The 12,120-nt window shown below is 37.3% G+C and carries 12 protein-coding genes; all 12 read left to right on the forward strand.

Annotation, left to right across the window (positions count from 1 at the left end; translation table 11 throughout):
• Positions 1-436 precede the first annotated feature (436 nt).
• The 12 genes from BC643_RS20080 (at position 437) to BC643_RS20135 (ending at position 11,791) form a co-directional block, all read left to right on the forward strand.
• Positions 437-937: a DoxX subfamily gene (locus BC643_RS20080; RefSeq protein WP_120275078.1), complete on the forward strand. Its 501-nt coding sequence runs from the start codon at positions 437-439 to the stop codon at positions 935-937.
• A complete protein-coding gene (locus BC643_RS20085) occupies positions 934-2,511 on the forward strand; it encodes a Gfo/Idh/MocA family protein (protein WP_120275079.1) in 1,578 nt (525 codons plus the stop codon). Before BC643_RS20080 ends, BC643_RS20085 begins: the two co-directional genes overlap by 4 nt.
• Positions 2,512-2,723: 212 nt before the next feature.
• A complete protein-coding gene (locus BC643_RS20090) occupies positions 2,724-4,364 on the forward strand; it encodes a beta-N-acetylhexosaminidase (protein WP_120275080.1) in 1,641 nt (546 codons plus the stop codon).
• 631 nt (positions 4,365-4,995) lie between these two features.
• The gene (locus BC643_RS20095) at positions 4,996-6,132 is read left to right on the forward strand and encodes a tyrosine-type recombinase/integrase (RefSeq protein WP_120275081.1); all 1,137 of its coding nucleotides are present in this window, start codon (positions 4,996-4,998) and stop codon (positions 6,130-6,132) included.
• Positions 6,133-6,258: 126 nt separating this feature from the next.
• Positions 6,259-6,744, forward strand: a complete 486-nt coding sequence (locus BC643_RS20100) for a phosphoribosylaminoimidazolesuccinocarboxamide synthase (protein ID WP_120275082.1) — start codon at positions 6,259-6,261, stop codon at positions 6,742-6,744.
• 9 nt (positions 6,745-6,753) lie between these two features.
• Complete coding sequence (locus BC643_RS20105; RefSeq protein WP_120275083.1) at positions 6,754-7,182, forward strand: hypothetical protein; 429 nt, start codon at positions 6,754-6,756, stop codon at positions 7,180-7,182.
• 150 nt (positions 7,183-7,332) lie between these two features.
• Complete coding sequence (locus BC643_RS20110) at positions 7,333-7,887, forward strand: hypothetical protein (RefSeq protein ID WP_147377286.1); 555 nt, start codon at positions 7,333-7,335, stop codon at positions 7,885-7,887.
• 163 nt (positions 7,888-8,050) lie between these two features.
• A complete protein-coding gene (locus BC643_RS20115; protein WP_147377287.1) occupies positions 8,051-8,605 on the forward strand; it encodes a hypothetical protein in 555 nt (184 codons plus the stop codon).
• Positions 8,606-8,778: 173 nt separating this feature from the next.
• Positions 8,779-9,375 (forward strand): hypothetical protein, encoded by a 597-nt coding sequence (locus BC643_RS20120; RefSeq protein WP_120275086.1) that lies wholly within the window; start codon positions 8,779-8,781, stop codon positions 9,373-9,375.
• An 8-nt stretch (positions 9,376-9,383) separates the two neighbouring features.
• A complete protein-coding gene (locus tag BC643_RS23435) occupies positions 9,384-9,539 on the forward strand; it encodes a hypothetical protein (RefSeq protein WP_170154640.1) in 156 nt (51 codons plus the stop codon).
• 595 nt (positions 9,540-10,134) lie between these two features.
• Positions 10,135-10,920, forward strand: a complete 786-nt coding sequence (locus tag BC643_RS20130; RefSeq protein WP_147377288.1) for a peptidase associated/transthyretin-like domain-containing protein — start codon at positions 10,135-10,137, stop codon at positions 10,918-10,920.
• Positions 10,921-11,098: 178 nt separating this feature from the next.
• The gene (locus BC643_RS20135; protein WP_120275089.1) at positions 11,099-11,791 is read left to right on the forward strand and encodes a GNAT family N-acetyltransferase; all 693 of its coding nucleotides are present in this window, start codon (positions 11,099-11,101) and stop codon (positions 11,789-11,791) included.
• Positions 11,792-12,120 lie beyond the last annotated feature (329 nt).

Consider the following 12,120-nt stretch of genomic DNA (forward strand, 5'->3'; position numbering starts at 1 on the left):
CATCTGAGAACAACTAACAGTAAAAAAAATTTATGAGTAAAGACGGATAGATCAACGATGCTTGTGCATATGTTGTAGATAGTGAGGGTTTTGTAGTTATTGGTGGACGGCGTCTGCGATGTAATTCTTTCTCTTTACAATTCAGAATATATTCGATATGGAAATACACTATCCGAATGTTTTCCCGATAATACTGTGATGTGATGCTTCTTTTACAGGGATTGTCAATGGCCTTTTGATGACCTGATACAGAACGCTAACTGCGCGGGTGAATAGTTGTAATTTGATTGATAATAAAGATGATTAGTCGATTGCTGTTTGTGTCTATTCAGAATAAAGACGATTTCAATATAAAACAATGCAACCTTCAAGCTGCAGATATTGAGGACTATCGTTTTATTATTAGAAATAGTAGAGTAATGAAAATATTCGTGTTATGAATAATTCCAAGGACAGTTTTTCAAACTTACAGTTGACATTTTTATTGTTGTTACGCTTTTCGGTTGGCTGGCATATATTATATGAAGGCCTGGCAAAAGCATTATCTCCTCAGTGGTCATCATTAGTCTTCTTGCAACAAACTCGAGGTCTGTTCACTGGAATGAGCGATTGGATAGTATCGAATCCCGTGGTTTTAAATCTCGTCGACTTTCTAAATACATGGGGACTGATATCTATTGGGTTAGGAGTTGTACTTGGGCTTTTCTTCCGAGGGGCAGTTATTTCAGGTGCTACTATTCTATTGTTTTATTTTCTATGTAATCCCCCCCTCATCGGAAGCGGATATTCTAGCCCGGTAGATGGGAATAATCTCTTGATTGATGAAACATTGATAGAAGCATTGTCGCTTTGCGTGTTGGCGCTGTTTCCTACCAATAGGATTTTTGGATTAGATGCTTTTACCAGTAAACTGAAAACTTTAAAGAATACGAAATGATGACTGCTGAAAACGAGAATCATTCTAAAAATCAATCTGATGGTCATCGGTCCCAAATGCCACGTAGATCATTATTGAAAGCTTTGGCAGGGGTTCCTGTTATTGGTCTTTTGGGATTTGAGATATTAAAGAAAAGAAGTTATGATTTAGGAGCCAGAGAATCCGTGCTAAAAGAGCTCGGATTGGATACAGCTGATTTCTCCGAAATGGATTATGGCGATACCAAAGCTAATAGTGAATTGGTCAGGGTGGGCTTCATTGGTTTCGGTACCCGTGCAACCTCATTGGCGCAAGCTTTAGGTTTTGTGCACCCATGCGATACGAAATTGGGAAAACAGAATGTTATTCTCGGACAAAAGTCATTAAACGTGGCCATAACGGGTATTTGTGATGTGTTTGATTTGCACGCGCAAAATGGCTTGGATACCGCATCAAATGACATATCTGATGGGGGTCGTAAGCTATCGTTGCCTGTTAAACGTTATCAGACGTACCAAGACATGCTTGCAGATAAAGAAATTGATGCGGTGATTATAGCTACTCCGGATCATCATCATGCCCGCATGGCAATTGATGCAGTAAAAGCGGGTAAACATGTTTACTGTGAAAAAAGTGTGGCACTCACCGAGGAGGAATTAAATGAACTTTACCGGACTGTAAAAGAGAGTAAAATAGTCTATCAACTGGGACATCAGATAACCCAAAGTGTTGTTTTTAAAAAGGCGAAAGAAATAATAAAAAGGAACATTCTGGGAAAGATAACTTTGGTTGAAACAACCTCAAACAGAAACAGCGCGAGTGAAGCCTGGATAAGACATTTGGATGCCAATGGAAATCTTAAACCCGGTAGTGAAAAAATGATTGACTGGGAGCAATGGCTCGGAAATGCTCCATATGCACCATTTTCAGTCGACCGATTTTATAACTGGACTAAGTGGTTTGCTTATGATACAGGGATGATTGGGCAACTGTTTACCCATGAGTTTGATGCGGTGAATCAGTTGCTGGGGATAGGAATTCCACATTCAGTAGTATCCTCAGGAGGAATTTATTATTGGAAGAATAACCGAGAGATGCCAGATTCACTTCACTGTGTTTTTGAGTATCCGAATCATGACCTAACGATGGTTTATAGCGGAAATCTCGCTTCCAGCCACAATCGCGGACGAATATTTATGGGGCATGATGCCTCTTTGGAGTTGGGAAGTGATGCTGTTATTCGAGTAGATAGGAACTCAACGCGCTATAGCAAAGGAATCCAATCAGGGGTAATTGATCCTAACTCTCCGATTATTTCCTTTAGTTCCAATGCGCAACAAATTGATGCTGTCTCATCCGCATCCGAAAAATACTATGCAGCCCGGGGATTAACGACAACTGCCATTAATGGACAGAACGTGGATGTTACTCACCTCCATTTAAGAGAATGGCTAAACTGTATTCGAAATGGAGGTATGCCGAGTGCGAATATCGAAATGGCCTATCAAGAAGGTATCGCTTGTATAATGGCGCATAAGTCTTATGTGGAGAAACGAGTTGTCAAATGGGATCCGATTGCTCAAAAAATAATCTAGCAAAAGATATTTGGACATGCAAAGTAAGCAATCCAATCGAAGTGAACCGAAATATCCACAGGAAAGAAAGATAACGTTGAGTTATAAATTCTAAAAATGGTTGTAGGATGTATGCAATAATCGCTTGTCATTGATGAATTGCATTCGTGGCTAAACCTAGCAAACCGCCTATTTCTTTTAAGAGTTACTAATAATGATAAAAAGTGTATAAAATGAAGGTTTTATGTTTGTTTTTGCTATCGTTTACATTAGGCTTTTTTGCCGTTTCCGCAGAAAATATTCGGATCATACCACAGCCGAAGGAGATGGTTGAAACCAATGACAATTTTCTATTAGACTCGCGTCTATTTATCGTTTCTGGAGTCGAGAGCCAAAGTACCGCGTTGATCCTACGGGAATACTTTGCTTGTGAATATGGTTTAAAACTCGAACTAAAATCGTTGGCAACAGAAAAAGAGAAGTGTATCAGATTCACTCTCAAGCGGAATTTGCCCTCCGAAGGATACGAACTAAATGTAAACGCCAATTGCGTTGAAATCAGTGCGTCTGATAACACGGGGTGGTTCTATGCGATTCAAAGCCTGAAACAGCTACTTCCCCCGAATGATGGTGTTTCTGCGGTCAACGATATTTCGATTCCCGGAGTGTCAATCAAAGATTCACCTCGTTTCCCTTGGAGGGCTTTTATGCTTGATGAAAGCCGATATTTTAAAGGCGCGGATCAGGTGAAAATGCTACTTGACGAAATGGCTTCCTTGAAGATGAATATTTTCCACTGGCATTTGGTTGATGATCAGGGGTGGCGTATCGAGATAAAAAAGTATCCGCTTCTGACCGAAATTGGTTCAAAGAGGGAAAGTACGCAAGTGGGACCGCTGAAGTGGGAGAGCCCGATTCAGTCGGGTGAAACGCACGAAGGATATTACACTCAGGATGAAATCAAGGAAATTATTAACTACGCAGCGCAGAGGCATATTACAATCGTTCCTGAGATCGAAATGCCGGGACACTCATCTGCGGCGATCGCATCATACCCTTGGCTGGGGACAGCCAAAGATGAAATTGAGGTGCCAATTCGTTTTGGCGTTGGTACGGACGTATATGATTTGAGCGATCCGAAAGTCTATCAATTTCTTACAGATGTGCTCGATGAGGTAATTGAGTTATTCCCGTCAATGGTAATACACATCGGTGGTGATGAAGTTAAATACGATCATTGGAAGCAATCTTTATCTGTGCAGGCTTACATGAATGAGAATAATCTGGAAACTCCGGCAGACCTGCAAGTCTATTTCACCAATAGTATTTCTCGGTATTTACAGGGAAAAGGGAGAAGAATGATGGGATGGAATGAAATTTTGGGGCATAATCTCCACGAATATCAGGATGAGGCGGATACTCAGGTAAAACAGAAACTGGCCCGTCAAACAGTAATCCACTTTTGGAAGGGAGACGTGGAGCTTATTAGCCAAGCTGCCAGTGAGGGCTATGAAATTGTGAATTCATTGCATTCATACACTTACCTCGATTACGACTATGTCGATATTCCTTTGCAAAAGGCATATTCTTTTAATCCAATTCCTGAAGAGCTGGATTCTCGGTATCATGATAAAGTGATTGGTATGGGATGTCAAATGTGGGGTGAATGGATTCCGACTAACGGGTACATGCATTTTATGGTTTTTCCGCGAATAGCAGCCTATGCTGAAGTTGGATGGACACAAATCGAAAACAAGAACTTTGGGGAATTCGAACGGGCACTGAAAAAAATGAAGATGCATTGGGATAAAATCGGTGTTTATTATGCTCCGGATTCCGTCGTCGGAATTGAATCTGAAGACAATGAAAAGTAACAGTAACACAAATTATTTACTGTTGCCATAATACTATTATTTAGTGTGTCGTGTTCGTGTAATTCGTGCGCCAGTCCTTTTTTTCGCCAGTTAAAAACGCCTCTTTTTCTAGGTCAGTTTTTAGGTCAGTCAATGCTCCCAAAAGACCAAAAGTGACACAATCTGATAACAATATTACACTATTTGCAGTAAAAAAACAACAGTAAAAACAAGGTATAATAGGGGTATAAACGCAAAAAACCGCTGCAAATGCTTGATTTACAGCGGGTTTAAATTTTGTCGGGATACCAGGATTGATTTTGGTATCTGTAAGTCGTTTATTGATAGTTGTATATCGAATATTTCAAGCTGAGAACTCACCGTTTAACTCACCTGAGATTTGACTCGGTTTATTTCATTATGAGTTGAACTCTATTTTCAAAAGTAGTAATATTTAGTGTTAAAGGCAATACACATAGAACAACGTGACATTGTTGTATCTTCGACGAAGCTTGAATTCAAATCCACAATTCCAGTTGTTATTGTACGAAAAATGTGTATAAACTGTTTTTTGTATTCAGTTAGAATTATGATTGGATGGTAGTTACTAATTGTATTTTTTGTAAATTAGTGATAGAAACCAATCATCAACATGCCACTAGAAAGGAACATCAAGCTGAGCTTTGCAACGCATCGGAGCAAGTCCGTTGTTCGGATTGATTTTGCTTACGATGCGGAGCTTGTGGCGATTGTGAAACAGTTTGATCATGCTAGCTGGAGCCAAACATTGGGTTGTTGGTATGTCCCCAAAGAACAATTTGATTTGCACCGGTTTTTTGACGTGTTTCGGGGGAAAGCCTGGTTGGAATATAAGGCGTTAAAGACTCTGTCAGTTAAAAAAGTAGAACCGAGGCCGTCTTTTGATTACAGTTACCGAAAATTAGTGAGCCTCCCCGATGGTTATTTAGAAAAGTTAGCACAAAGACGGTACAGTCCTAGTACTGTTCGAACTTATGAGGCATATTTTAAAGACTACGCCTATCATTTTCGGGAGTATGACCTTGCCCAAATTACGGAAGAAGAAGTAAATGCTTATATTCTTGAACTTGTTCAAAATGGTAGAATTTCGGCCAGCCAACAGAACCAACGCATCAATGCCATTAAGTTCTATTACGAAAAGGTTCTAGATCAAGAACGGATGAGATTTTCGATTGATCGCCCGCGAAAATCGCAGCCGTTACCCCGGGTATTAAGCAAAGACGAAATAAAATTAATCATTGGCAAATCGAACAATTTAAAACATCGATGTATTTTGTCGCTAATTTATTCAGCCGGTTTAAGGCGAGGCGAACTGATTAATCTTAAACTAAGTGATATTCATTCAGACCGCGGACTTATTCGGATTGAGGCAGCCAAGGGGAAAAAAGATCGATACTCCTTATTGTCAGCAGGATTAATAAAGCATCTTAGAGATTATTACAAACAATACCGCCCCCAATATTGGTTATTTGAAGGTCCCGATCCAGGGCAAGCATACAGTGCCTCTAGTATAGCAAAAATTTTAAAAGAGGCATGCAACAAAGCTGGTATACGAAAACACGTAACACCTCACATGCTACGACACTCTTTTGCAACTCACCTGTTGGAGCAAGGTGTTGATTTGCGATATATTCAAGAACTGTTGGGGCATGGGTCATCAAAAACAACTGAAATTTACACTCACGTTTCCAAACAGCATATTGAAGGAATCAAAAACCCACTAGATGAAATTTTCAACGACTCAACATAATAGGTGTTGTTATACTACCGTTTTTGGGGGGATAACAACACCTACGACTTCGAGATAAACAAAATAACAACACCTACGGGTGTATTTATATACTAGTTAGGGCGCATTAACAGACACACTGCAACTATGGAGACAGAGAAAAGATTTAAGACGAAAACTGGATATTGTCATATTTTAGCGGATAAGATTGTTTTAACAAGGGACGGGATTATAGGAAATATTGCAAATGTAACGGTTGGTAATACTATAAATCGGATTTTAATAATTTACGTATTGATTTCGATTGCATTAATCTATTTTGCGATTGAGAATTTTAATAAACATGACGATTTTAGTGCAATATTATTGTTGTTATTTTCCATCTATCTGATTTATGGGATTTTTAATAGTTTGAATAATTCTGCAACACCAGTAATTGAAAGACAATCGATTCAGCATACAAAATTTGTAAAAGGAATTACTGGTTTGACAAGAGCCAGATTTGTAGTGATTTTTACTGATGATAAAGGAAAAACTAAAAAACGCTTGATTATGCTACCTGGTACATTAACTGGAGGTAAATCGGAAACAGATATTGCTTATAATTTAATGAAAGAAGAGAATTTTATTTAAGTCAAATAAATGGAAAGTTTTATACCTGGATACATAGTTGCAATGATTGCGTTTTTTTTCAATCTATTTGCGACTCATTTACGTAATGCAAAATGGTTTACTTACAGACTTCGTTGGCAGATTTCTATTGGTCTTGCAGTAATTGGACTATTCGGATTATTTTTAATAAATGAACTTAATTTTGACAATACAACAGCTAGTATCACATTGATAACTCCATTAATATTTACAGCAATTGACAGATTTTTTATGTTTATTAGTTTTAAGTATCAAAATAGAGACTTTCAATTTAATACCAGCCTAGAATCTTGGTTAAATCAGCATAAACAAAAATTAAGTGTTTGGGATAATATTATTACGGTTGCTGCTTTGTTAATTTTAACAGGATTACTAATAATTTCATTTGTGATTGCAGCTACTATAAATAACGCGCCCTAACAGCCGGTCATAAAACATTGCGCGGATTGTGGTAAATTTGAACAACATAACAATTAATCAACGGCAGCAACGGCTTGGTACGAAAGAGCTTCGAAATGCGCAACGTTTCATACCGGCAAACCGTTGTGCTTCATACTGAAAAAAGACAAAATGACAAGAAGAATTAGCAATCTATCATTTCCACTATTACTTTTTAGCATAGTGACATTGATAATATTGACCATTATTTTCATTTACAAAGGACAATCTGTTTGGACTGGTTTGTGGATAATAATTGTGTTGCTTTTTGTTCTTCGAAATTTTACGACAATTCGGATTGAAGGTGAGAAACTTTCGGTAATTGAATACCATTTGATAAAAACTGATTCGTCAATAATCCATTTGAAAGAGATTGACCAATTTCAAATCACAACTAATAAAAGATTAGTGAGTATTCCTGGTACTGCATCTAGAAGCAAGGCAGACAGATTAATTGAGAATGAAACTTTCGAGTTGGTGGCGCTAGACAAAAACTCGAATATGATTGAAATAGCAAAATCAAGTAGATTCCAGAAAATTAATAGGCTTGCAAATATTATATCAAAGCATTATGATAGACCTGTTCACACAAAGGAAAAGACTTTAGAATCAATAAAAAAAGGATTTTTTAAGGGATTTGACATCTCAGACAATGAAGATACCCTGACTGATAAAAATAAAAAATGAAAGTACGAAAGCACAACACGCGGTATAAGGCATGGCGGGGTTCGGCTCGATTCGACACGGTCGAATCTCGTTTCTGCCCCGTCTCGGTCGGACTGTCAGACTCTCGTCTGACCGCCACGACCTCATACCACCACCGTTGTGCTTCATACTGAAAAAAGACAAAATGACAAGAAGAATTAGCAATCTATCATTTCCACTATTACTTTTTAGCATAGTGACATTAATAATATTGACCATTATTTTCATTTACAAAGGACAATCTGTTTGGACTGGTTTGTGGATAATAATTGTATTGCTTTTTGTTCTTCGAAATTTTACGACAATTCGGATTGACGGTGAGAAACTTTCGGTAATTGAATACCATTTGATAAAAACTGATTCGTCAATAATCCATTTGAAAGAGATTGACCAATTTCAAATCACAACTAATAAAAGATTAGTGAGTATTCCTGGTACTGCATCTAGAAGCAAGGCAGACAGATTAATTGAGAATGAAACTTTCGAGTTGGTGGCGCTAGACAAAAACTCGAATATGATTGAAATAGCAAAATCAAGTAGATTCCAGAAAATTAATAGGCTTGCAAATATTATATCAGAGCATTATGATAGACCTGTTCACACGAAGGAAAAGACTTTAGAATCAATAAAAAAAGGATTTTTTAAGGGATTTGACATCTCAGACAATGAAGATACCCTGACTGATAAAAATAAAAAATGAAAGTACGAAAGCACAACACGCGGTATAAGGCATGGCGGGGTTCGGCTCGATTCGACACGGTCGAATCTCGTTTCTGCCCCGTCTCGGTCGGACTGTCAGACTCTCGTCTGACCACCACGACCTCATACCACCACCGTTACCGCTAATGTTGAAAAAAGCCAAAGCATATTGAGATGAATAAACTCATTAAAACATTGCCAGCAATTCTACTTACGTGTCTGACTTTATTTGGACTCGACAATGAAATAAATGCTCAAACTCAGGCGAAGTTGGAATTAAAGTGGGCAAAGGAAAATTTTAAAGAAAACTATCAAACTCAATTATATCCAAGATTTACTGGAAAGATTATCAAACTTGACAGCAACTCATACAAATTTGACGAAAAGACTCTAATCATTGATAATCCAAGCGATGAATTAAAATATCTTTTAGAGAACGGAATTTTCTATCCAGGCATCATAACTGGGAATATTGATACTGTGACAAAAACAAAACAGGAACTTGATTCTTTATCTGAATCACAAAGGCTTTTTTATAATATGTCTCGAACTGACAGTTTGAGAATATCAGACTTTGAAGAACTAAAGTCCATTGAAAAGTCACCAAAACAAAGACGATTTAAATTCTACTTGTTTAGACTTGGATTCATGAACCCTCAAATTTGCTTTATTGAATTGACTAACGAGAAAGCAAAAAAAGATTTCTCGCTTGGAGAGTTTATAAAAGATTGTAACGTGACATATTTTAAGAAAGGCAGCATTTTATTGTAACATAACAAATGAATAAAACACTAGCGGTAACACAGTACATATTGCAGGGCGGGGTTTGGTGGTACGCCAACTGCGGATTCTCGCATCGCAGTTCCGTGTCCTTCGGACAGGAACGCTCTCCGAAATCCGCCCCGACAACATGTACCAACCGTTACCGCCAATAATGAATAAAATACGATAAACAAACACGAATAAACCAATGAAGAACTGTCCAAATTGCAACGCGGAAATCGAAGATAATTTCGAACTATGTTGGAATTGTAACTACAGCCTGACTGAGCAAGGAATAATTGACATAAAAGATTTAAACGAGAATAAAAAACAAATTGACTGTTTAAGGTGCAATGTGCCTATGTTATTCACTAGAGAATACAAATTTCATGAGGGACCAAAAATTGGAATCTTGGGAAATATATTTGAGGCTTTTGTTAATCGAGAGTCATTTGACTTATATGTGTGCCCCAAATGTGGAAAAGTGGAATTCTTTGCTCCTCTGAATAATAGCGAATATAAATTTGACTAAAACAAGTGTCAGACAAACAGTAATTTGTGTAACGATTCGACAATATAAAGGAACTGAAATTAAAAAATAAAATTACTGGCGGTAACAAATTGTAATATGGCAGGCGGGGGGAGTCTCGGTTTGACAAGTCAAACCAGTGTTGCCACTTCCTGCGGGTCTGACAGGATTTCTCTTCGAAGTCCCGCCCGACCACATAAAAGTGACCGTTAGCAACCATATTGAAATCGAAAATGAGAATGTCTAAAATATTGATATTAGCCTCACTCCTTTTAAGTTTAAACCTCAATGGACAAACCCGAACTATAATAGGACGAGTGATTTCTGAGGATTTAGAACCACTGCCAATGGCTAATATTCAAAACTCCGATAATGTAGTTCTTGGAAAAACTGATATGGATGGTCGATTTATAATTAGCATTCCTCAAGAAACAGAAAGTTTGTTGTTTGGCTATATCGGTATGGAGTGGGCTGAAATTAAATTGAGGAAAGATTGTGATACTGTCGAAGTTGTAATGATGAACTATGTTATTTATGACTTTATGACCTCTCGAAAAATTGATAGACTTCGAAAAGAAAGATATGATAAAATCCCTACTATTCATTCTGATGCTTATTCGAAAGGAATCTTTAAAACAAATGCAATTTGTTATGACAGAGAATTTACACCTGACAAACCTGCCCTTGATAACATTAGTAGAGAATTGAAGGAATTACGAAAAATGAATAAAGAAGACTTCAACGCTTTAAATAAAGGAGACATTGTAAAAATCCCATTTGGAATAGATACAACAGGAAAAAGAATAAGTACTCATTATTCACTTTGTAAAGACTGCACGGAAGAAGATTATGATTACGTAATTACAGGGCAAATTATTAGTAAACAAAAGAGAAAACTAACTCTCAATATTAAAATTACAGAAATGCAGAATTATGATTCCTTGGAATATGAAGGAAAGATTTTAAATGTTGGTAGTGATTTTAAATATGAGATGAAATATTTTAAGGTAATAATTGATAAATAAAAAAATACGGTTGCTAACAAATTGCAAATTGCATTGCGGGTGCAGTGGTGTTCGTTGTCTCTGCTCCTTTCTTGACCGTCATCCCGACGAGTCGGGACTACGCTCTTCAAAATCCGCAACGACAACTTGCAAGTGACCGTTAGCCTTCATTTTAAAAGAAAGAAAAACAGCCACTTAGATGACAGAAAGAGAAATTCGAAAATATATTGACCGACTTAATAACGGAAAAGCAGGTGAATCAATTTTCACTCGACAAATAAGTAAAACTGTTGACGTTGCAAAAGTATGGTCGAAACAACCTAAAATGACAGACAAGGTTACAGGAAACTTTGGTTCTTATCGTTTCTTTTTCATAAGAAATGAAACAAATGAATATGTCGGAGCAGTGCTTGACATGTATGATGATTTACATTGGTATATAGTTCCTAAAAAGAGAAAACAAGGTTATCTGACAACCGCATTAAAAGAATCAATTCTTCCGTATTTGTTTTATGACGAAAGAGAAACTCAAAGAATAACAATTGAAAAAGGTGCAATTGGAGAAACAAATTATATAAACTCTAAAAGCGTAGCTATAAAACTCGGATTTAAGGCAACAAACGAAGCGGAGAGCGAATTTGAATTGAGACAAACCGATTTCAATTGGGACGATGAAAATTTTGAAGAAATCAATTCAGAGATTGACTCAGAAAGATTTGAGCAATTGAGAAAAAGAGCGTTTTATGCCTACAAAACACTTTACAAAATTAGTGACGAGCTTTTAATGACTGTCAACGATGACAAGGAATTAAAAGAAGTCGCAGATGAGGTAAAAAAATATACTTGGAAAATTGAAGACCTTGAATGGGAAAATAAAAAAACGAAAGGCTAACATTTTGCAAATTGCATTGCGGGTGCAGTGGTGTGCGTTGTCTCTGCTCCTTTCTTGACCGTCATGTCCTGTCGGACACTGACGCTCTTCGAAATCCGCAACGACAACTTGCAAGTGACCGTTGTGGGTAATTAAAATGAAGATACTACGATACATACTACTTTTGATTTCTACATCCTTTGTCCTCACCACAAAAGGACAGGATTTTGAATCTGATTGGACTAATTATAAGCTCCCGATTGGTTGGCATATTAACATTGAGAAGAAGATTCAATACTTAACTTATGCTGACCGAGAGATGGTTGGTGTATTGAATTTTATTTATGAGA

The organism is Mangrovibacterium diazotrophicum, assembly GCF_003610535.1.
In the GTDB taxonomy this organism is placed as follows: domain Bacteria; phylum Bacteroidota; class Bacteroidia; order Bacteroidales; family Prolixibacteraceae; genus Mangrovibacterium; species Mangrovibacterium diazotrophicum.